This is a genomic window from Thioalkalivibrio sp. ALJ12, from assembly GCF_000378305.1.
GTDB lineage: Bacteria > Pseudomonadota > Gammaproteobacteria > Ectothiorhodospirales > Ectothiorhodospiraceae > Thioalkalivibrio.
In genome coordinates, this window is record NZ_KB899538.1 from 667674 (window position 1) to 689313 (window position 21640).

The 21640-nt window shown below is 65.1% G+C and carries 21 protein-coding genes; 13 read left to right on the forward strand and 8 right to left on the reverse strand.

Annotation, left to right across the window (positions count from 1 at the left end):
- The first annotated feature begins 280 nt into the window (after window positions 1-280).
- A complete protein-coding gene (locus F467_RS0103185) occupies window positions 281-1099 on the forward strand; it encodes a class I SAM-dependent methyltransferase (protein ID WP_018138237.1) in 819 nt (272 codons plus the stop codon).
- A complete protein-coding gene (locus tag F467_RS0103190) occupies window positions 1096-1944 on the forward strand; it encodes a methyltransferase domain-containing protein (RefSeq protein WP_018138238.1) in 849 nt (282 codons plus the stop codon). Before F467_RS0103185 ends, F467_RS0103190 begins: the two co-directional genes overlap by 4 nt.
- A 25-nt stretch (window positions 1945-1969) precedes the next feature.
- Here the strand turns inward: F467_RS0103190 and F467_RS0103195 are convergent, their stop codons facing one another.
- Entirely contained in the window at window positions 1970-2710 is a 741-nt protein-coding gene (locus F467_RS0103195; RefSeq protein WP_018138239.1) for an arginyltransferase, read from the reverse strand.
- Between the two features lie 151 nt (window positions 2711-2861).
- On the opposite strand from F467_RS0103195, the gene metH reads away from it, so the two are divergent.
- Complete coding sequence (gene metH, locus F467_RS0103200) at window positions 2862-6653, forward strand: methionine synthase (RefSeq protein ID WP_018138240.1); 3792 nt, start codon at window positions 2862-2864, stop codon at window positions 6651-6653.
- A gap of 75 nt (window positions 6654-6728) precedes the next feature.
- Here the strand turns inward: metH and F467_RS0103205 are convergent, their stop codons facing one another.
- On the reverse strand, window positions 6729-7490 hold the full coding sequence (locus F467_RS0103205; protein ID WP_018138241.1) for a sulfite exporter TauE/SafE family protein: 762 nt from the start codon (window positions 7488-7490) through the stop codon (window positions 6729-6731).
- On the opposite strand from F467_RS0103205, the gene F467_RS0103210 reads away from it, so the two are divergent.
- Complete coding sequence (locus F467_RS0103210; protein ID WP_038049545.1) at window positions 7483-8139, forward strand: DUF4124 domain-containing protein; 657 nt, start codon at window positions 7483-7485, stop codon at window positions 8137-8139. The two genes, F467_RS0103205 and F467_RS0103210, sit on opposite strands and share 8 nt — an antisense overlap.
- A 24-nt stretch (window positions 8140-8163) precedes the next feature.
- On the opposite strand, the gene argB is transcribed toward F467_RS0103210, so the two are convergent.
- The gene (gene argB, locus F467_RS0103215; RefSeq protein ID WP_018138243.1) at window positions 8164-9042 is read right to left on the reverse strand and encodes an acetylglutamate kinase; all 879 of its coding nucleotides are present in this window, start codon (window positions 9040-9042) and stop codon (window positions 8164-8166) included.
- Window positions 9043-9211: 169 nt separating this feature from the next.
- On the opposite strand from argB, the gene hmpA reads away from it, so the two are divergent.
- The gene (hmpA, locus tag F467_RS0103220) at window positions 9212-10393 is read left to right on the forward strand and encodes an NO-inducible flavohemoprotein (RefSeq protein WP_018138244.1); all 1182 of its coding nucleotides are present in this window, start codon (window positions 9212-9214) and stop codon (window positions 10391-10393) included.
- Here the strand turns inward: hmpA and F467_RS0103225 are convergent, their stop codons facing one another.
- Window positions 10394-11188: a gamma-glutamyl-gamma-aminobutyrate hydrolase family protein gene (locus F467_RS0103225; protein ID WP_018138245.1), complete on the reverse strand. Its 795-nt coding sequence runs from the start codon at window positions 11186-11188 to the stop codon at window positions 10394-10396.
- A 10-nt stretch (window positions 11189-11198) separates the two neighbouring features.
- Window positions 11199-12191: an amidoligase family protein gene (locus F467_RS0103230; RefSeq protein ID WP_018138246.1), complete on the reverse strand. Its 993-nt coding sequence runs from the start codon at window positions 12189-12191 to the stop codon at window positions 11199-11201.
- A gap of 111 nt (window positions 12192-12302) precedes the next feature.
- Here F467_RS0103230 and folB point away from each other — a divergent pair, with 111 nt between their 5' ends.
- The 6 genes from folB to fetB all read left to right on the forward strand — a co-directional run bounded on the left by folB (window position 12303) and on the right by fetB (window position 16975).
- Complete coding sequence (folB, locus tag F467_RS0103235) at window positions 12303-12668, forward strand: dihydroneopterin aldolase (protein ID WP_018138247.1); 366 nt, start codon at window positions 12303-12305, stop codon at window positions 12666-12668.
- Between the two features lie 254 nt (window positions 12669-12922).
- Window positions 12923-13660, forward strand: coding sequence for a TorF family putative porin (locus F467_RS0103240; RefSeq protein ID WP_018138248.1), 738 nt, complete (start codon window positions 12923-12925; stop codon window positions 13658-13660).
- A gap of 65 nt (window positions 13661-13725) precedes the next feature.
- Window positions 13726-14064: a P-II family nitrogen regulator gene (locus tag F467_RS0103245; RefSeq protein WP_012981610.1), complete on the forward strand. Its 339-nt coding sequence runs from the start codon at window positions 13726-13728 to the stop codon at window positions 14062-14064.
- A gap of 37 nt (window positions 14065-14101) precedes the next feature.
- Complete coding sequence (locus tag F467_RS0103250) at window positions 14102-15355, forward strand: ammonium transporter (RefSeq protein ID WP_018138249.1); 1254 nt, start codon at window positions 14102-14104, stop codon at window positions 15353-15355.
- Between the two features lie 202 nt (window positions 15356-15557).
- Window positions 15558-16178: an ATP-binding cassette domain-containing protein gene (locus tag F467_RS0103255; RefSeq protein WP_018138250.1), complete on the forward strand. Its 621-nt coding sequence runs from the start codon at window positions 15558-15560 to the stop codon at window positions 16176-16178.
- Complete coding sequence (fetB, locus tag F467_RS0103260) at window positions 16169-16975, forward strand: iron export ABC transporter permease subunit FetB (protein ID WP_012981613.1); 807 nt, start codon at window positions 16169-16171, stop codon at window positions 16973-16975. Before F467_RS0103255 ends, fetB begins: the two co-directional genes overlap by 10 nt.
- A gap of 288 nt (window positions 16976-17263) precedes the next feature.
- Here the strand turns inward: fetB and F467_RS0103265 are convergent, their stop codons facing one another.
- The 3 genes from F467_RS0103265 to speE all read right to left on the reverse strand — a co-directional run bounded on the left by F467_RS0103265 (window position 17264) and on the right by speE (window position 18945).
- Window positions 17264-17548 (reverse strand): type II toxin-antitoxin system RelE/ParE family toxin, encoded by a 285-nt coding sequence (locus F467_RS0103265; protein WP_012981614.1) that lies wholly within the window; start codon window positions 17546-17548, stop codon window positions 17264-17266.
- A complete protein-coding gene (locus F467_RS0103270; RefSeq protein WP_012981615.1) occupies window positions 17548-17775 on the reverse strand; it encodes a ParD-like family protein in 228 nt (75 codons plus the stop codon). The genes F467_RS0103265 and F467_RS0103270 overlap by 1 nt, the downstream gene beginning before the upstream one ends.
- Window positions 17776-18093: 318 nt before the next feature.
- Window positions 18094-18945 (reverse strand): polyamine aminopropyltransferase, encoded by an 852-nt coding sequence (speE, locus tag F467_RS0103275; protein WP_018138976.1) that lies wholly within the window; start codon window positions 18943-18945, stop codon window positions 18094-18096.
- A gap of 313 nt (window positions 18946-19258) precedes the next feature.
- Between speE and speA the strand changes: the two genes are divergently transcribed.
- Complete coding sequence (gene speA, locus F467_RS0103280) at window positions 19259-21163, forward strand: biosynthetic arginine decarboxylase (RefSeq protein WP_018138977.1); 1905 nt, start codon at window positions 19259-19261, stop codon at window positions 21161-21163.
- A 4-nt stretch (window positions 21164-21167) separates the two neighbouring features.
- A complete protein-coding gene (locus F467_RS0103285; RefSeq protein ID WP_018138978.1) occupies window positions 21168-21416 on the forward strand; it encodes a YcgL domain-containing protein in 249 nt (82 codons plus the stop codon).
- Window positions 21417-21640 lie beyond the last annotated feature (224 nt).

The following is a 21640-nucleotide window of genomic DNA, read 5'->3' on the forward strand; positions in this document are numbered from 1 at the left end:
ACCAGGCGGGTGGGCCCGCCAGACCACGGTTCGGCATCCGGGCCCGATTGCCCTTCCGGATGCAAGGGAAAACCGGCTTCGGCCGGCCGCAGGCGCTGCCCGACAACGCGCGTGTGGGAGAGGACGCCTGATCGCCGGGCGCAGTCAGCCCGGTCCGGATCATCGTCGATGTGCCGCCCGAGCGAGGTGCGCGACGGCGTCCGGTGGGCTTGGTTCCGGCGGTCCGGCCGAAGGTCGGCTGGACCGCGTGAATAACGCAGTACAGCCAAGAGGAATCAGCATGTCCGCGAACATCAAGAATGATCAGGATTTCGGCGAGAAGCCGACCGAACGTCGCGATACCGAGAACTATCTCAACGAATACACCACCGGTTTTGTCGACAAGTGGGACGACCTGATCGATTGGGATAACCGCGCCAAGAGCGAAGGCACCTTCTTCATCGAAGAGCTGAAAAAGCGTGGCGCCAAACGCGTGCTGGATGTGGCGGCCGGGACCGGCTTCCATTCTGTGCAGCTGCGTGAGGCCGGTTTCGATGTGGTGGCCGCCGATGGTGCCCCGGAGATGCTGGCCAAGGCCTTCGAAAACGGTCGCAAGCGGGGTCACATCCTGCGCACCGTGCAGGCCGACTGGCGCATGCTGAACCGCGACATCTACGGCCGCTACGACGCGGTGGTCTGCCTGGGTAACTCCTTTACCCACCTGTTCAACGAACACGACCGCCGCAAGGCCCTGGCCGAGTTCTACTCCGCCCTGAACCACGATGGCGTGCTGATCCTTGATCAGCGCAACTACGACACCATCATGGATCACGGCTACTCGTCCAAGCATACGTACTACTACTGCGGCGACGACGTCCAGGTGCAGCCGGCGCATGTGGATGAGGGTCTGGCCCGCTTCCAGTACCGCTTCCCGGATGGCTCCGAGTACTTCCTGAATATGTTCCCGCTGCGCAAGGCCTATGTGCGTCGCCTGATGCGCGAGGTCGGCTTCCAGCAGATCGAGACCTACGGCGATTTCCAGGAAACCTACCGCGAGACGGATCCGGACTTCTTCATTCACGTCGCCGACAAGCGTTACATCGAGGACGAGAACCGATGAGCAACCAGTATTCCGACGTCGTCGAGACGGCGCGCGACTACTACAACAGCGAAGACGCCGATACCTTCTACAAGCTGGTGTGGGGTGGCGAAGACCTCCACATCGGTATGTACGAGTACCAGGGCGAGCCGATCGGTGACGCCAGCCGGCGCACCGTCGCGCACATGTCCGACCTGCTCGGCGAGCCGCAGCCGGAATGGCGCGTGCTCGACATGGGCGCCGGGTATGGTGGCGTGGCCCGCTATCTGGTCGAGAACTACGGCTGTGACGTGACCGCGCTCAATCTCTCCGAGAAGGAGAACGAGCGTGATCGCGAGATCAACAAGGCGCGTCATCTCGACCACAAGATCACCGTGGTCGACGGCTCCTTCGAGAAGGTCGACGAGCCGGATGCCTCCTACGATGTCGTCTGGTCGGAGGACTCGTTCCTGCACAGCCAGAACGACAAGAAAAAGGAAGTGATCAAGGAGGCCGCGCGCGTGTTGAAGCCGGGTGGCTGGCTGATCTTCACCGATCCGATGCAGACCGACAACTGCCCGGATGGCGTGCTCGATCCGATCCTGGCCCGCATCCACCTCGACTCGCTGGCCAGCCCCTCGCTTTATCGCGAGGCGGCCAAGGAAGCGGGGCTCTACGAGGTCAGCTTCGAGGAGCACTCCAACCAGATCGCGACGCATTATGGTCGTGTGAAGCAGGAACTGGAGTCGCGCGAAGAGGAGCTGCGTGGCTATATCTCCCAGGACTACATCGACCGCATGAAGCAGGGTCTGCAGCACTGGGTGGATGGCGGCAAGTCGGGTTATCTGACCTGGGGCATCTTCCGCTTCCGCAAGCCGGCCGAGTAAGTCGACCGGGGAGGGCTGGCGGCCGCTACGGGTGGGTCGTCAGCCGCTTCCAGACCCCGTTCACCCGGCCCTCGATGGGCCGGAATCGGGTCTTGTAGGCCATCTTCGGGGCCTGGTCGATCCAGTACCCGAGATAGACATGCGGCAGGCGCTGCCGCCGGGCATGCGCGATCTGCGTAAGCACGGCGAGGGTGCCCAGGCCGCGATCCGGGGTCTCCGGATCGAAAAAGCTGTACATGGCCGACAGCCCCTGTGGGGTGCGGTCGGTGAGCGCAACGGCCACCAGCTCGTGGTCCCGGCGGAATTCGAGGATATCCACCGGACCGTTGCGGTGGCTAAGCATGCCCGCGTAATCGTCGCGCCCCATGCGTTCCATGCCGCCGCCGGTATGGCGGTGGGCGAGATAGCGTGAGAACAGCGGCATGTGCTCGTCGAGATCCGCGCAGGGCGTATGCCCGGGCTGGTCCGGAGGGCGCGTAATTGTGACCGCGAGATCATGATTGCGTTTCAGGCAGCGGCGCTGACTGCGGCTGGGTGCGAAATCCGCAACCGGGATCCGCACCGGAACGCAGGCCGAGCACGTCGGGCAGTGGTGGCGATAGACGAACTGGCCGCTGCGGCGAAAGCCCTCGGCGAGCAGTTGCCCATAGCGCGCCCCGCCCAGGCTGACCGCGGGGTCGACCAGCAGGCTCTGCATCTCGCGGTCGTCCAGATAGGGACAGGCCTGTGGGGCCGTAACAAACCAACGGATCGGGTGCTCCTGCATACGGCTATCGTGACACGACTCGCGACGGGCGCAAAAGAGGAGACCGGGCCCGTACATCAACATCCGGAACACCGCCCCAAAGGCGGGTTCCCGCCGGGCCTGGACGCCCGGTCATGACCATGAATCCATTCAACACAATGGTGTACCGCACATGACGGCAACGCGAAACGACATCGAGAAAGCGCTGAAAGAGCGCATCCTGATTCTGGACGGCGGGATGGGCACGACCATCCAGCTGTACAAGCTGGAGGAGGCCGATTACCGCGGCGAGCGCTTCAAGGACTGGGAGTCCGATCTGAAGGGCAACAACGACCTGCTGTCGCTGACCCGTCCGGACATCATCGAGCAGATCCACAACGACTATCTCGAGGCCGGCGCCGACATCATCGAGGCCAACACCTTCAACGGTACCCGCATCGCGATGGCGGACTACCACATGGAGGACCTGGTCCCCGAGCTGAACCGCGAATCCGCGAAGCTCGCGCGCAAGGCCGCTGATGCCTGGACGGAGAAGACCCCGGACAAGCCGCGCTTTGTCGCCGGCATCCTCGGGCCGACCAACCGCACCGCGTCGATCTCGCCGGACGTGAACGACCCGGGTGCGCGTAACGTCGACTTCGACACCCTGGTCGATTCCTACAAGGAGGCTGCCGAGGCCCTGGTCGAGGGCGGCGTGGACCTGCTGCTGATCGAGACGGTGTTCGACACCCTGAACGCCAAGGCCGCGATCTTTGCGGTGAAGACCCTGGAAGACGAGCTCGGGAAGGAACTCCCGATCATGATCTCCGGGACGATCACCGACGCCTCCGGCCGTACTCTGTCCGGGCAGACCACCGAGGCCTTCTGGAACTCGGTACGTCACGCGAACCCGGTCTCCATCGGCCTGAACTGCGCGCTGGGCGCGAAGGAAATGCGCCAGTACGTGGAAGAGCTGTCGCGCATCGCCGACACCCACGTGTCCGCGCACCCCAACGCCGGTCTGCCGAACGAGTTCGGTGACTACGACGAGTCCCCGGAACAGATGGCCGAGGACGTCGGCCCCTGGGCCGAGCAGGGCATGCTGAACATCATCGGCGGCTGCTGCGGCACGCTGCCGGAGCACATCCGCGCGATGCGCGAGGCGGTCGAGAAGCACGCCCCGCGCAAGGTGCCGGAGATTGCCCCGGCCTGCCGCCTGTCGGGTCTCGAGCCGTGCAACATCACCGACGACTCGCTGTTCGTGAACGTCGGCGAGCGCACCAACGTGACCGGCTCGCGCAAGTTCCTGCGTCTGATCCAGAACGAGGAATTCGACGTCGCGCTGGAAGTCGCGCTGAACCAGGTCGAGGGCGGCGCCCAGATCATCGACATCAACATGGACGAGGGGATGCTGGAGTCTCAGGACGCGATGGTGCGCTTCCTGAACCTCCTGGCCGGCGAGCCGGACATCGCCCGCGTGCCGGTGATGATCGACTCCTCCAAGTTCGAGATCATCGAGGCCGGCCTGAAGTGTGTTCAGGGCAAGCCGGTGGTCAACTCGATCTCCATGAAGGAGGGCGAGGAAAACTTCATCAAGCAGGCCCAGCTGTGCCGTCGCTACGGCGCCGCGATCGTGGTCATGGCCTTCGACGAGGACGGCCAGGCCGATAACGAGGACCGCCGTGTCGAGATCTGCACCCGCGCCTACAAGCTGCTGACCGAGAAGGTCGGCTTCCCGGCCGAGGACATCATCTTCGACCCCAACATCTTCGCGGTCGCGACCGGTATCGAGGAGCACAACAACTACGGCGTGGACTTCATCGAGGCCACCCGTCGCATCAAGCAGGACCTGCCGCACGCGCTGGTCTCCGGCGGCGTGTCCAACGTGTCGTTCTCCTTCCGCGGCAACGAGCCGGTGCGCGAGGCGATCCACGCGGTGTTCCTGTACCACGCCATCAAGGCGGGTATGGACATGGGGATCGTCAACGCCGGCCAGCTGGCGGTCTACGACGACATCGACGAGAAGCTGAAGGAAGCGGTCGAGGACGTGGTCCTGAACCGTCGCGATGACGCGACCGAGCGGCTGCTTGACCTGTCCGAGGAGTACAAGGGCCAGGGCGGCGGCAAGAAGGAAGAGAACCTCGAGTGGCGTGAATGGGAAGTCACCAAGCGCCTCGAGCACTCCCTGGTCAAGGGCATCGACACCTACGTGGTCGAGGATACCGAAGAGGCACGCCAGCAGTACGACCGCCCGATCCAGGTGATCGAGGGCCCGCTGATGGACGGCATGAACGTGGTCGGCGACCTGTTTGGCGAGGGCAAGATGTTCCTGCCGCAGGTGGTCAAGTCCGCGCGCGTGATGAAGAAGGCCGTGGCCCACCTGATCCCGTACATCGAGGCCGAGAAGACCGGCACCGAGAACAACGGCAAGATCCTGATGGCCACGGTGAAGGGCGACGTCCACGACATCGGCAAGAACATCGTCGGCGTCGTGCTGCAGTGCAACAACTTCGAGGTCATCGACATCGGCGTGATGCAGCCGGGTGCCGAGATCCTGAAGGCCGCCAAGGAACACGATGTGGACGTCATCGGCCTGTCCGGCCTGATCACCCCGTCGCTGGAGGAGATGGCCAACTTCGCCGCTGATCTCGAGCGCGAAGGCATGAGCACACCGCTGATGATTGGCGGTGCCACCACCTCGCGCGCCCATACCGCGGTCAAGATCGAGCCGAACTACTCCGGCCCGGTGGTCTGGGTGAAGGACGCCTCGCGTGCCGTGGGCGTGGCCCAGAGCCTGATCAGCCCCGAACTGCGCGAGAACTACGCCGCCGAGATTCGCGAGGAATACGAAAAACTGCGCGTGCAGAACGCCGGGCGCAAGAAGAAGACCCAGTGGGTCAGCCTGGAGAAGGCGCGTTCCAACAAGCCGCAGATCGACTGGTCGAGCTATACCCCGACCAAGCCGAAGGCGCTGGAGACCGACCAGCTGCCGGGCGAGCCGAAGGTGTTGCACCCGCATGGCGACGGTTCCGTGCTGCTGCGCTTCGACGACTTCGACCTGAACGAGGTGAAGAACTTCATCGACTGGACGCCGTTCTTCCACTCTTGGCAGCTGCACGCCGCCTACCCGCGCATCCTCGATGACGAGAAGGTGGGCGAAGAGGCGCGCAAGCTGTTCAAGGATGGGCAGGAGATGCTCGATCGCATGATCGAGGAGAAGTGGGTCACCCTGCGTGGAGTGGTCGGTTTCTTCCCGGCGAACACCGTTAATGACGACGACATCGAGGTCTATACCGACGAAAGCCGCTCGAAGGTGCTGAAGAAGCTGCACCACCTGCGTCAGCAGACCGAGAAGCGCCGGGGGCAGCCGAGCCACTCGCTGGCCGACTTCCTGATGCCGAAGGAGGCCGGCGGCCCGGACTACCTGGGTGCGTTTGCGGTCAGCGCCGGTGGCGATGTCGACGCGAAGGCCGAAGAATACGAGAAGGCCAACGACGACTATCACGCGATTCTCGTGAAGAGCCTGGCGGACCGCCTGGCCGAGGCCTTTGCCGAGTGCATGCACCAGTACGTGCGCAAGCACTACTGGGGCTATGTCCCGGACGAGGCGCTGCCGAACGAGGACCTCATCGACGAGAAGTACCAGGGCATTCGCCCGGCCCCGGGCTACCCGGCTTGCCCCGAGCACACTGAGAAGGGCACGCTCTGGGAGCTTCTGCAGCCCGAAGAGCACGCGGACATGACGCTCACCGAGAGCTACGCGATGCTGCCGGTCTCGGCCGTGTCCGGTTGGTACTTCGCCCATCCGGAGTCGCGCTACTTCGGTCTGGGCAAGGTCAACCGCGACCAGGTCGAGGACTACGCCAAGCGCAAGGGCATGTCGTTCGAAGATGCCGAGCGCTGGCTCGCGCCGAACATCGGCTACGACGACAGCGACGAGGCCAAGGCGGAAGCCAAGGCCGAGCGCGAGGCCCGGTCCGCCTGATCGGCTGCAAGATGTGCCGCTAACGGAAGCCCCGCCTCGTGCGGGGCTTCTTTTTGTCTGCGTGTTCGCCCGTGATCAGGGCACCGGGGCCAGTAGCGCGATCCCGGTCAGCACGGTCACCACCTCGAACGTCCGCTTGACCAGTCGATTGCCGTAGCGGTGGGCCAGGGCCGCCCCCAGATAGCCGCCAATGAAACTGCCGACCAGCAGCGCCGGCAGCCAATCCCACTGGACGGTGCCGAAGGAGCCGAGCAACAGGGCCCCGGCGCCATTCCAGACCAGTCCCACCAGCACCATGGTGTATCCAACCGCTTGGGTGTAGCTCATCCCGTACCAGCTCACCAGCCAGAGCGTCACCATCAGTCCGGTGCCGGAGGCCAGCGAGCCGTTCAGGATGCCGATGATGAACAGCCCCAGTGCGCCGATCACGGCGTGCTGCAGGGTCTTGTCGGTCTCGCGCACGGCCTGCCCTAGTTGCGGCCGGCGCCAGGAGTACCAGCCCAGGGCAATTGTCAGCAGGCCCAGGGCGATCTCGCCGGCCCGTGGAGGGATTCCCAATACCAGCCAGGCACCGATCAGCACCCCAGGAAGACCGGCCGCGAGAATGACGGCTAGGCGCGCCGGTTCGAATGTGCTTTGCTTGAGGTGCCGCAGACTGGCCCCGGCGCCCAGCGCGACGGTGGCGATCTTGTGTGTGGCCAGGGCAACGGGATAGGGGAGTCCCAGAAAAATGAGGACCGGCAACTGCAACAGGCCGGCCCCGCCGCCCGCAAGGGCGGAGAATCCATTCGCCAGGATGGCGATGAAGAGCAGGCCGAGGTGTTCGAGTATGGTCATGTCAGGGGGCAGAAAGCGCGGTTCCGTGTGGTGGCGCGGCGTTTTTTGGGGGGTGCTGGCACTGGTGCTGGCGCTGCCGGCGCACGCGGATATTTATCGTTGGGTCGATGATGACGGCACCGTGCATTACTCGAACACCCCACAGCCCGAGGCCAGCCAGCGCGAGCGCCGCGTGTTTGATTCCCGTGGCCTGATGCGGGAGATCATACCCGCTCCCCCTACCGCCGAGGAGCGTGAGCAGGCCCGGGCCGAACAGGAACGTGCGCAGCAGGAGTTGGAGGCCGCGCGCCAGGCGCGGGCCGACCAGGCGGCGCGCGAGCGTCAGCTGCGTCAGGCCTACGAGAATCTGGACGAGATCGAAGAGCTGCGCGCGCGCCGTGTGGCGGCCATTGGCGGGGATATCGCGCGCTCCGAGGCGCAGGAGATCACGCTCTTGCGCGAGCGCGAACGTATTCGTCGTCAGTATGAATCCAGCGAGTCGGCTTCGGCGCGCGCACGGTTCGAGGTGCAGCTGGAGGATCTGGAGGCGCGTATTGACCGCGAGCGCGCGTACCGCCGGGGGCAGGAAGACCGCCTTGCCGCCATCCAGCAGAGGCTGGATCTGGACCGTGAGGACTATCAGCGCCTGGTCGGCAACGGCGAAGGCTAGAAACGCCCGTAAACGTCCGTCGGTCTAGCGACTGATCAGGGTGCCCACGCCCTCGTCGGTCAGAAGCTCCAGCAGCACCGCGTGTTCCACGCGGCCATCGACGATATGCGTGGCATTGACGCCGCTGCGCACCGCATCCAGCGCGCACCGGATCTTCGGGATCATCCCGCCGTGGATCGTCCCGTCGCGGATCATCTCGTCCACCTGCGGGGCCGACAGCTTGGGCAGTAGTTCCCCGTTGCCGTCCAGTACCCCCGGGGTGTTGGTCAGCAGGAACAGCTTTTCCGCGTCCAGCACCACTGCGAGCTTCTCGGCCGCCGTGTCGGCATTGATGTTGTAGGCCTTGCCCTCTCGATCGAAGCCGATTGGCGCGATCACCGGGATGAAGTCGCTCTCGTCCAGGGTATGCACGATGGCGGGGTCCACCCCTTCGACCTCGCCCACATGGCCCAGGTCCACGGTCGGCTGACCCTCGGACGCGCCGTAGTCGCGCAGCGGGTTTGCGCGGATCATCTGGCCGTCCTTGCCGGTCAGGCCCACCGCGCGCCCGCCGAAGCGGTTGATCAGCGAGACGATCTCCTGATTCACGATCCCGCCGAGCACCATCTGCACCACGTCCATGGTCTCGCGGTCGGTCACGCGCAGGCCGTTGACGAACTCCGTCTGCTTGCCCAGCCGTTCCAGCAGCTGCCCGATCTGCGGGCCGCCGCCATGTACCACCACCGGATTCACGCCCACCTGCTTGAGCAGCACGATGTCGCGCGCGAACGAGGCCTTCAGGTGGTCCTCGGTCATGGCGTTGCCGCCGTACTTGATCACGATCGTCTTGCCCGCGAAGCGCTGGATATAGGGCAGCGCCTCGATCAGGACATGAGCTACGGAATGGGCCGTCTGGGTATCCATGGCGGTTTTGGCTGTTGAGGAATGCGGGCGCGCAGTTTACCACCGTGACAGAGGCAGGCGCCTGAGGTGGCGGTACCCGGTTTTAAGGTGCATTGAGCATGCATCGTTTGACGGCAGATTCCCGCTCCCGTATAAAGCTGCATGCGAAAAGCACCATAAGGAGGTATACATGCTGTCGGACGACCACAAAGCCATCATCCAGAAGACCGTCCCTATCCTGGAGTCCGGGGGCGAGGACCTGACCCGCCACTTCTACAGCATCATGTTTCGCGATTACCCCGAGGTGCGGCCCCTGTTCAATCAGGCCCATCAGGCGAGCGGCCAGCAGGCGCGGGCGCTGGCGAATGCGGTGCTGCAGTACGCGCGGCACATCGACGAGATGGAGGCCCTGGGCCCGCTGGTCGGGCAGATCGTGAACAAGCATGTGTCGCTGCAGGTGCAGCCGGAGCACTACCCGATTGTGGGTGAGTGCCTGCTGCGGGCAATGCGCGAGCTGCTGGGCGAGGAGATCGCGACCGATGCCGTGCTGGAGGCCTGGGGTGCGGCCTACCAGCAGCTGGCGGATATCCTGATCGCTGTCGAGGAGGATGCCTATCAGCAGGCCGAGGCGCAGGCGGGCGGCTGGCGCGGACTGCGTTCGTTTGTCGTGCGGCGCAAGGTGCCGGAGAGCGAGGAGATCACCTCGTTCTATCTGGAACCCCAGGACGGCGGGCCGGTCCCCCCGTTCCAGCCCGGCCAGTACATCGGGCTGAAGGTCGACATTGATGGCGAAGAGCTGCGCCGCAACTACTCGCTCTCCATCCCGCCGGGCGCGGACGGGTTGCGCATCAGCGTGAAACGGGAGCCGGAAGGCCGGGTATCGCGTTTTCTGCACGACCGCATCCAGGAGGCCGATGTACTGGAGCTTACCCCGCCGTCCGGAGATTTCGTCCTGCGCGAAAGCAGTCGTCCGCTGGCCCTGATCTCGGCGGGTGTGGGGATTACCCCGACCATGGCCATGCTGGAGCCGGCACTGGAGGCTGGGCGCCGGGTGCACTTCATCCATTGCGCCCGCCACGGCGGGGTCCATGCCTTTCGCGAGCAGGTTGAGGCGAGGGCACGGGAGCACGATCACCTGCGCCCGTACTTCTGTTACAGCGAGCCCGGGGCCGATGACGCCGCCGACGCGACGGGCTTCCTGACTCAGGAGAAGCTCGCCGAGTGGCTCCCGCATCGCACGGAGGTCGACGTCTACTTCCTGGGGCCGACGCCCTTTATGCGGCAGGTGCGTCAGCAGTTGCGTGAACTGGGTGTGCCGGACGAGCGTTGTTTCTTCGAGTTCTTTGGCCCGGCCCGGGCCCTGGAAGCTTGATCAGATCGACTGGGTGGCCGCCACCAGCGCACGGAACAGGCGCTGGTGGCGGGTCTTCTGCGGCAGGTATTCGGGGTGCCACTGCACGCCGATACACCAGCCGTTTTCGGCCTCGATCGCCTGGACGACGCCCGTCTCCTCGCGCCCGACGATCCGCATCCCCTGGCCGAGTTGGTCCACCGCCTGATTGTGCAGCGCGTTCACATGGATCGTGCCCGCGCCCAGTATCTCGGCCAGATGGCTGCGGCCATCGAGCAAGACCGGCTTGACCGGCAGCAGACTGCGCGCTTGCGGGGTCTCGACATAGAACTCGGCCAGATCCTGCTGTAGCGTCCCGCCGCGCACCACGTTGACCAGCTGCATCCCGCGACAGATCCCCAGTACAGGACGGTGCTCGTCCAGCGCGCGATGGATCAGCGCCTTCTCCAGCCGGTCACGTTCCACATCCAGCACGCCGCCATGCGACTGGAACAGCCGCCGCAGCAGCCAGAGCGCGGGATAGAAAAGGTACCCGATCAGCCGCTGGGACAGGCGCCGTTCCGCGCCGCGAATGGCCTCGGGGTTCGGGCCCTGAGGCAGCGACTCCCCGTACAGTTCGGGATCGACATCCGCACCGCCCCCGACCACCAGTGCGTCGAACGATTGATGGGGGCGCGGCTTGCCGGGGCGTACGCGCAGGGGTCGACCGCCGGCGCGCCAGACGGCCAGCGCGGTGAACAGCCAGGCGGGGCCTCCGCCCTGGTCGGGTCCTGTGATCGCGACCACCGGACGCCGCGCCGGTCCGGCGTTGCTCATGGTGTCGTACTCAGAACCAGCCACGCAGCTTCCTGGCCCAGTCGTCGGCCCAGCGACCCAGTGCCTGGGTGGGGCGTTCCAGGTATTCACGGCTCATCCGCTGCAGGCGTTCCCGGTCCGCGGCGAGCCGTTCCACTTCGACCCAGCCGTTAAAGGGGTGGGCCAGGCTCCATTCGGGATCGTCGATCTCGCAGTTGGGCAGACGATAGTGGAACGCGGGCCGGGCCTTGACCAGCTCATGTTCGACCGGGGCCGCGTCGATCCGCTCCTGATCCAGTTCGGCAAACAGCGGCAGCATGTCCAGCGGCCGATTACGCGTGGTGTTGTGCGCGAGGTAGTGGTCAATCAGTTCCCCCTGGTCCGGCTGGAAGTCCGGGTTCAGGGTCTCGCGGACGAAGGTGCCTGGGAATGCGCGGATGTAGGGCGACAGGCGTCTGGCCAGGTCGATCTCGCCCGCGTTCGTCAGCATCTCGTAGAGCAGCAGGAAGGCCCGCAGGACATCGAGGATCCAGGCGGCATCGGTGCTGTGGACCTCGATATTGAGCTGCAGCCCGAACGCGTAGAGCAGCGAACGCTCGGTCCCAAGGGCACCGTCTTCCTGCAGTGCGGCCCGAACGCGATCCAGCCGGGGAAGCGCCGAGGCCGGTATCGGTGGTGCGACGATCTCGTGCGGTACCAGGCGCCCGGCGGCATCGGCCAGCCAGCGGTCGAGCGCCGCCTCGTCGGTGTCGTCGAGCTCGATGCCCAGCCGCCGCAGGTGGCTGCGATACGCCCGGTCCTTCAGTACCCGGGCATCCAGCTCCACCTGGAAATCACCCTGGTCCGTATCGCAGACCCGGGCGACGAACGGGCTTTCGCAGCGGACCTGCCCGCCGAACTCGGCGCGGATGGCCTCGGCCATGCGTTCGAGCGAGACGCCGGCCATCTCGATCTCCACGCCGACCTTTCGGGGTGACCCTTCCGGATTGTCTGGCCAGGGCAGATCGTGAAAGCGCTCGGGCATCAGGAATGTCCTTGGGAAGCTGCCGCGCCATGATACCGGTTCGGTGTACCTGCTGTGGGCAAGCCAGTACGATAGGCGCCGGCCGCCAGGGCCGGACCGCAAAGGTACGGGATGGATCGAATCTACCTCAAGGATCTGCGCATTGATGCCGTCGTCGGCGTCTATGATTGGGAGCAGCGCATCCAGCGCCCCCTGCGCTTTGATATCCAGCTAGCTACCGACACGCGCATCGCTGCGCACTCGGGCGAGATCACGGACACGGTCGATTACGAGGCGGTGGCCAATGCCGTGCGCGCGATCGTCACGCGCGAACCCCACGCGCTGCTGGAATCCCTGGCCGAGGAGATCGCGGAGGCCCTGATGGCCGAGTTTCGCACCCCGTGGGTGCGCATCGAGCTGGGCAAGCCCGGCGCGGTCGCCGGTGTGGCCGAGGTCGGCATCGTGGTCGAACGCGGCACCCTGCCAGCCTCTACCTGATCCCTTTGCGTCGGTTCCTGTCCTAGTTCGCCTCGACCCCGGCCGTGCGGCCGGTCACAGATTTATCATTCCTTGACCCAATATGGTGCGTGTGCACTTTTAGTGCGCACCGCTTTTGTGCGTGCTGGCGTCGTTCACCTGCAACAGGTGTTGTGAAAAGCCGATCTGGCTCCGTTTTCCCGATATGGCACGGCCTGTGCAAGGACCGGGTGTCGACTACGCGACACTCGATTGCACAACTGGGAGAACACAATATGAAGAAGTTCACTCGTTCCGCGCTGGCCGCCGCCATCGTCACTGTCGGCTCCACCGGTGGTGTGGCCTTTACCTCTACTGCCACCGCGGAGCTTTCCGTGAACATTGGGGCAGTCTCCAACTACTACTTCCGTGGTGGTTCCGAAACCGATGATGGCGCCGCAATTCAGGGCGGCATTGATTACGAACATGCGTCCGGTTTCTACGTCGGTACCTGGGTCTCGAATGTGGACTTTGGCACTGACGATGAAGGTGTCGAAGACCAGACGAGCTATGAGCTCGATTTGTATCTCGGGTTTGCCGATGACTTTGACAACGGTCTTGGCTACGACGTTGGCTACGTCTACTACGCCTACCCCGATGCCCGTGCTGGTGGCAGTTCCCTGAGCGCCGACTTCGGCGAGATCTACGGCGAGCTGAGTTTCGATACCGGCCCGGTCGGTCTGTACGCCGGTATTGCACACGTCGTCACCGACAGCTCCGACTCCGCCCTGGAGCGCAAGGACACCTACTACTACGGCGGCCTCGATATCCCGTTCATGGATGTCTACAGCGTCGGCTTCCTGGTCGGTCGCCAGACCTTCGACGACACCGACGAGAACGACAACTACACCCACTACACCGCGAGCCTCACCCGCGATGCGGGCGACTGGGGCGAGTTCAGCTTCAACCTTGAATACGTCGACGAGTCCGACGAGGACGTTGGCGCCTGGGTGGGCTGGACCAAGACGTTCTAAACCCGGCTTTTCCACTCAAGTAACTGCGGGTCCGCCCTCAGGCGGCCCCGCTCAAGGAGTCCGACATGAAGATGATTACCGCCGTGATCAAGCCGTTCAAGCTTGATGATGTCCGCGAGGCGATCTCGGAGATCGGCGTGCAAGGAATGACCATGACCGAAGTAAAGGGTTTTGGTCGTCAGCGCGGCCATACCGAGCTCTATCGCGGCGCCGAATACGTGGTCGATTTTCTGCCCAAGGTGAAACTGGAAGTGGCTGTCGACGAAAACCTGGTCGATCAGGTGGTCGAGGCCATTTCCAAGTCTGCCAGTACGGGCAAGATCGGCGACGGCAAGATCTTTATCACCCCGGTGGAGCAGGTCGTGCGTATTCGCACGGGCGAGACCGGCCCGGAAGCCCTTTAAGGGTTTTCCCTCTTCCATCGAATGAGGAATTTCAATCATGGAAATTGAACAACAAGTTGTCGAACTCGCCTATGCGATGGACACCTTTTATTTTCTGGTGGCCGGTGCACTGGTGATGTGGATGGCCGCGGGCTTTACCATGCTCGAGGCCGGGATGGTGCGCACCAAGAGTGTCGCCGAAATCGCGACCAAGAATATCGCCCTGTATTCGATCGCCAGCATCATGTACATGCTGATCGGCTACAACATTATGTACGGCGATGGCCTGAGCTCCGTGATCCCGAGCCTGGGCTTCCTGATCACGGGCGACAACGCCGTGGGTGACGTGCTGGGTAGTGATGGCGACATCTACTACTCCGATCGTGCCGACTTCTTCTTCCAGGTCGTGTTCGTGGCGACCGCGATGTCCATCGTCTCGGGTGCCGTAGCCGAACGGATGAAGCTGTGGGCCTTCCTCGCCTTTGCGGTCGTGCTGACCGGCTTCATCTACCCGATCCAGGGCTTCTGGAGCTGGGGCGAAGGCTTCCTCGACCAGATCGGCTACCTCGACTACGCCGGTTCCGGCATCGTCCACTTCACGGGTGCCGCTGCGGCGCTGGCCGGTGTGCTGCTCCTTGGGGCGCGCAAGGGCAAGTACGGCAAGGACGGCCAGATCAACGCGATCCCGGGCTCCAACATGCCGTTGGCCACTCTGGGCGTGCTGATCCTGTGGTTGGGCTGGTTCGGCTTCAATGGCGGCTCCGAGCTGAAGGTCTCGGACATCGAATCCGCCAACGCCGTGGCCGCCGTGTTCGCCAACACCAACCTGGCCGCGGCCGGGGGTGTGATCGCTGCCCTGATCACCACTCGTCTGGTGTTCGGCAAGGCCGATCTGACCATGGCGCTGAACGGCGCGGTCGCGGGCCTGGTGTCCATCACCGCCGAGCCGCTGATGCCCAGCCCGTTCCTGGCGATGATCATCGGTGCCATTGGTGGCGTGATCGTGGTCTTCTCGATCGTCGCGCTGGACAAGCTGAAGATCGACGACCCGGTCGGGGCGATCTCCGCGCACGGTACCGCCGGTATCTGGGGTGTGATGGCGGTGCTGCTGTCCAACCCGGACGCGACGTTCTTCGGCCAGATCGCGGGCCTGCTCGCCATCTTCGCCTTCGTCTTCACGGCTTCCCTGATCGTCTGGGCCATCCTGAAGGCGGTGATGGGCATTCGCCTGAGCGAAGAGGACGAGGATATCGGTGCCGACATCACCGAGTGTGGCCTCGAGGCCTACCCGGAATTCACCGGGAAGCAGTAAACACTCGAAACGCGCGCAGGGGTTCGGCCTGGAGGGCCGGGTCGAACCCCCAAAGTGTCTCCTCCGACGCCGACAGCAACAGTCTCCCAGGACTCAAGGATGTTGGCTTTCAGGGCGCCTCCCCGGCGCCCTCTTTTTTTGCCCCCGCGAAGCCCCGCGGGTTCGGTTACGATTCCGCTTTCGCCTGACCGGAACCGCCAGCATGGATCGCCTGTTCGAAGCACATGAGCTGAAAACGGCCCACCTGGGCCCGCTGGAACTGCAACTCCAGCCCGGCGAGCTGGTGCAGCTTACCGGTGCTTCAGGCTCCGGCAAGTCTCTGCTGCTGCGCGCGCTGGCGGACCTGGATCCGAATACCGGCGAGGTCCGCCTGGCTGGTGTGCCCCGCGACTCGATGACTCCGGTGCAATGGCGCCGGCAGGTCGCCTATGTGCCGGCCGAGACCGCCTGGTGGAGCGAGCGCGTGGACGAGCACCTACCCGCCGATTTCTCGCGCGAGACGGCGCTGCACCTGCTGGAGCAGGTTGCCCTTCCGGAAGAGTCCCTGCACTGGGAGGTCGAACGCCTCTCCAGCGGCGAGAAGCAGCGCCTGGGCCTGTTGCGCGCATTGCTGAACCAGCCGCGTGTCCTCCTGCTGGACGAGCCCACCGCCAACCTTGATCTGGAAAACACTAGGCGCATCGAACGCGCGGTACGCACATATCTAGCGGAGGAAGAGGCGGCGGCCCTTTGGGTCAGCCATGACACGCTGCAACGCCAGCGCCTCGGTGGACGCATCCTGACCATCAGCAACGGCAAGCTGGAGGCCCCCGTATGGAGCTGATCTCGCTTTCTCCGTTCGATCTGAGTCTGGCGGCGCTGCTGGTCGTCGCGCTGGCCGGGGTGACGGTCTGGGCGCGCATGGGCCTGGGGCGCAGCCTGCTGATCGCCGGGGCGCGTACCGTGATCCAGCTGCTGCTGGTCGGGCTGATCCTGCAGACGCTGTTCGACCACGCGCAGCTTGGCTGGGTGGCGCTGATGGCCGTGGTCATGCTCGCGGTGGCCGGCTACGAGGTGATGGCGCGCCAGCAGCGCCGCTTCGCCGGGCTGTGGGGCTACGGGATCGGCACCGTGACCATGTTCATCTCGGCATTCGCGGTCACGGTGCTGGCGCTGACCACCATGGTCGGGCCAACCCCCTGGTGGGAGCCGCAGTACGCGATTCCGCTACTGGGCATGCTGCTCGGCAATACCATGACCGGTATTGCATTGGGGCTGGACCGCCTGACCCAGACCGTCTGGCGCGAGCGGCGCACCATCGAGGGCCGGCTGGCAATGGGGGCCTCCTGGAGCGAGGCGGTCACGACCATGCGCCGCGAGGCCGCGCGCTCCGGCCTGATGCCGACCATCAACGCCATGGCCGCCGCCGGCATCGTCAGCCTGCCGGGCATGATGACCGGCCAGATCCTGGCCGGCGCCCCGCCAGTGGAGGCCGTGAAGTACCAGATCCTGATCATGTTCCTGATCACCGCCGGTACCGGCTTCGGCACCCTGGGCGCTGTCTGGTTCGCCTCCCGCCGCCTGTTCGACACCCGCGAGCGCCTGCGCCTCGACCGCCTCAAGGCCGGCCGCCACGCCTAGTCACGAGCTCAATGCACCCTGCGGCGTTTGTGGTGCCCGTCATCGCGAGGCGCGCAGCGCCGTGGCGATCTCCGTGGGCGGCCCTGACGCCGGCCGGGGAAGGCGTCGGGGGGTTCGTTGGGAGATTACTCGCTGCGCTCGCCCTTCGGGCCGGCCGGCGGCCGTTCAACGCGCTTCGCGCTTTTGTGCCACGGCCCCTGCGGGGCCTCGCAATGACGGGTTATTGAAGCCCCGTAGGATGCGCTGAGCGCAGCGAACCGCATCGGTCAGATACACGTCCGGGCGGCATTAAGAATCGCGTTTCAGGTCCCGGTAGAAGTTCTCGTGTGTCCCCAGCAGGAGCAGGTGGCGCGTGCGAGGATCGTACTCATAGGCGAGCAGCATCAGTTGCCCGCGTGATTTGAACTTGTAAACCATGACCCCCGCCAGATCCCCTTTCTTGCTGGTACCCAGCTCGGGGTCGCGGATGATGTCGGCGACCGCGTCGTCCACGTCCGCCTTCTGGGCAGGGTGCAGGCGCTTGTAAGCGCGTCGGAATCGGGTGCTTTGCAGCACCTCCACGCCTGTAGTCATCAGTCGCGCTGGCCCTCGGGCGTGAACGGCGTGGCCAGCTCCCGGCCCTCGGCACGCGCGATCAGGAGTTCACAGATGAAGTCGATGGGCAGGTCGGGATTGTCCATGGCGGTACGCCCGACCTCGGCCCAGAACTCGATCTGGCCGGCGATGGTTCGGTGCTCGGCCTTCGCGTGGGCGCGGGCCTGCTGGTAGAGCGTTTCATCAATGCGGACGGGCAAACTCATGGCCTGCTCCTATTGCTACAAATGTAGTAATGGTAGCGCGCGCCCGAATTGCCAGCAAGAAAACGCCCGGATTGGTGCACCCTGCGGCGTTTGTGGTGCCCGTCATCGCGAGGCGCGCAGCGCCGTGGCGATCTCCGTGGGCGGCCCTGACGCCGGCCGGGGAAGGCGTCGGGGGGGTCGTTGGGAGATTACTCGCTGCGCTCGCCCTTCGGGCCGGCCTGCGGCCGTTCAACGCGCTTCGCGCTTTTGTGCCGCGGCCCCTGCGGGGCCTCGCAATGACGGGTTATTGAAGGGCCCCGCCAGGGGCCTGGCGCGCGATCAGGCGAACAGCTTGCGACGGAAGAACTCCGGAGTAGCACCGGCGGCGCGGTGGATCGCGGCGTTGTAGTAGTGCGTGACAAACGGCAGTTCCTCGGCCGCCTCTTCGCGCAGGAATGACACCGGGCAGTCCTTCGCGGCGATGGTGCAGGTCCACCAGCCGGAGGGGTAGGTGGCCTGCGGGAAGTGCATCGTCAGGGCGTCGATGAAATTCGCCGCGCGCAGGCTGTCGTGCATCGGGCGGATGATGCTGTCGGTGTGCAGCAGCGGCGATTCGCTCTGCTGCACCAGCAGGCCGTCCGGGCCCAGGGCCTTCACGCAGTCCTTGTAGAACGCGGTGGAGAACAGGCCTTCGGCCGGGCCGACCGGGTCGGTGGAGTCGACAATGATCACGTCGATGGAGCCGGGGGCGGCGTCCTTCAGGTACTGCACACCGTCATCGAACAGCAGCTCGGCGCGCGGGTCGTCGTTGGCGTCGCACAGCTCCGGGAAGTACTGCTCGGACAGGCGGGTGACGCGCTCGTCGATATCCACCTGTACGGCGTGCTCGACCTCGTCGTGCTTGAGCACTTCGCGCAGGGTGCCGCAGTCGCCGCCGCCGATGATGACCACGTTCTTCGGGGCGCTGTGCGAGTACAGCACCGGGTGCGACATCATCTCGTGGTAGATAAAGTTGTCGCGGCCGGTGAGCATCACGCAGTCGTCGATCACCATCAGGTTGCCGAAGGCCTCGGTCTCGTAGATCTCGATCTTCTGGTACGGGGTCTGTTCCTCGTGCAGCTTCTGCTTGATGCGCAGGGACAGCGCCATGTCTTCGTGCGGTTCGCTGAACCAGTTGTTGTCGAGTGCCATTGGCGGCTCCCCTTGCCGGTGCGGTGGACGGTATGATGCGCCGCTATGATAGTGCCCTGTATCCTGCGGGCAACTCCGCTCTTCTCGTCATTGCGAGGAACCGTAGGCGACGACGTACAAAAGCAGCGAAGCTGCGTTGAACGGCCGCCGGCCGGCCCGAAGGGTGAGCGTAGCGAGTAATCTCCTGAATGAGGGCAGTGCGCTTGGGTGCCCTGCTTGCCCCTGGTGTTCGGTGGATCATGAAGGCGATTGCCACGTCGCTTCGTTCCTCGCAATGACGGGGCTTTCCTAGCTTTTAAAATCCGGGAATACCATGACCGTCACGCCCTGGAATCTGGATGAGGCCCGCGCCACCTACGGTATCGATCACTGGAACGGTGGCTTCTTCGAGGTGAACGCCGCAGGCCACGTGGCGATGCGCCGTGCGGACTGGCCGGATCACCCCGGCGTGGATCTGTACGAGCTGGCGGGTCGTCTGCGCGAGGAGCATGTGGGTCCGCCGGTGCTGGTGCGATTCCAGGATGTGCTGGACGGCCGGGTGCGCCGCCTGGCGCGGGCCTTCGACACCGCCGCGCGCGAGCTGGAGTACGAAGGTGCGTTCACCGCCATCTACCCGATCAAGGTCAACCAGCAGCGCAGCGTGGTGGATCAGATCCTGGCGGCCGGCGATCAGCCGGATGCCGAGGGGCTGACCCCACGCGTGGGGCTGGAGGCCGGCAGCAAGCCGGAGCTGATGGCCGTGCTGGCGCAGTCGCGCCCGGGTGCGGCGATCATCTGCAATGGCTACAAGGACCGCGAATACGTGCGCCTGGCGCTGATCGGCCGGCAGCTCGGGCATCGCGTGTATATCGTGATCGAAAAGCCCTCCGAGCTGGAGGAGGTGATCCGCCAGGCCGAGGCCATGCAGGTCGAGCCACTGCTGGGCCTGCGCGTGCGCCTGGCCTCAATCGGCAAGGGCAAGTGGCAGAACACCGGCGGCGAGAAGGCCAAGTTCGGCCTGTCCGCGGCGGATGTGCTGGGCATCCTGGAGCGCCTGCGGGGTCTTGGCTGGCTGGACCGGCTGCAACTGCTGCACTTCCACATGGGCTCGCAGATCGCGAACATCCGCGACATCCAGAATGGCATGGGCGAGGCGGCCAGCTACTTCGCCGCGCTGACCGAGGCCGGTGCGGCCCTGCGGGTGGTGGATGTCGGCGGCGGTCTCGGAATCGACTACGAGGGCTCGCGTTCGCGCAACGAGTGCTCCATCAACTATTCGGTGGAGGAGTACGCGCTGAACATCCTGCGCCCGCTCAAGCGCATCTGCGAGGAGCAGGGCCTGGTCATGCCCGAGGTCTTCAGCGAGTCCGGCCGCGCCCTGACCGCGCACCACGCGGTGCTGATCACCAACGTGATCGACTGCGAGCCGGCCCCGGGTGATGGCGACGTCCCGCCCGCCGAGAATGTCGAGCTGCCCGAGATCGCCGCCATGCGCGCCCTGCTGGAGGACGGCGAGCGCCCGGCCTCCGAGATCTACCACGATGCCGCCTACGGCCTGTCCGAGGTGCAGGCACGCTTTGCCCGCGGGATGCTGTCGCTGGCGGACCGTGCCCGCGCCGAGGCGATCTACTTCGCCCTGTGCCAGCGCCTGCTGGCGCGGCCCGAGGCCCTGCCGGCGGAGATCCACGCGGAACTGACCGACAAGCTGGCGGACAAGGTCTTCTGCAACTTCTCCGTGTTCCAGTCGATCCCGGACACCTGGGCGATCAACCAGATCTTCCCGATCATGCCGCTGCACCGGCTGGCCGAGCGGCCGACCCGGCGCGCGGTGCTGCAGGACCTGACCTGCGACTCCGACGGCCACATCGAGCACTATGTGGAGCGCGAGGGCACGCACACCACGCTCGCCCTGCACCCGTGGAACGACCGCGAGCCGTACTACCTCGGCATCTTCCTGGTCGGTGCCTACCAGGAGATCCTGGGCGATCTGCACAACCTGTTCGGGGACACCGACACCGTAAACGTGGAGCTGCTGCCGGAGGGCGGCTACCGTCTGGTCGACCCGGAACGGGGCGACACCGTCGACGAACTGCTCTCCTATGTGCACTTTGCCCCGGATGACCTGCGCCGCACCTTCCGCGCCAAGATCGACGCCGCCGGCCTGCGTGGCGAGGCCGCGGGCCGGCTGCTGGCGGAGCTGGAACAGGGCCTGACCGGCTACACCTATCTCGAGGACTGAACCCATGCAGTGCTATGTCTACCGCGCGACCCGGCGCGCCGATACCTACGTCTACCTGCCGCAGAAAGACGACTTCTCCGAACTCCCCGATGGCCTGACCCGTGCACTCGGGCGCCTCGAGTTCGCCCTGGAGTTCGAACTGACCCCGGAGCGCAGCCTGGCCCAGGAAGACCCGCAAAAGGTCCTGGCCAACCTCAAGGAGCAGGGCTTTCACCTCCAGCTCCCGCCCCCGGAAGACGAACCCAGCACCTGATCTCCCGCGCGGTCGCCCGCACATGGCGCCGCCAACCCCCTCGAACCGACCCTTGCTCGGGCTATCCCGGACCCTCGAAGCCTCCACACGGTCATCCCGGAAACCGCCAAGCGGTTATCCGGGATCTCATGCGTCGGGGTATTCCCAACCCTTGAGGCCGATCCGGCGCGGGAGATCCCGGCTCTTCGCTGCGCTGCGGCCGGGATGACCGGGGCAGGGTGACT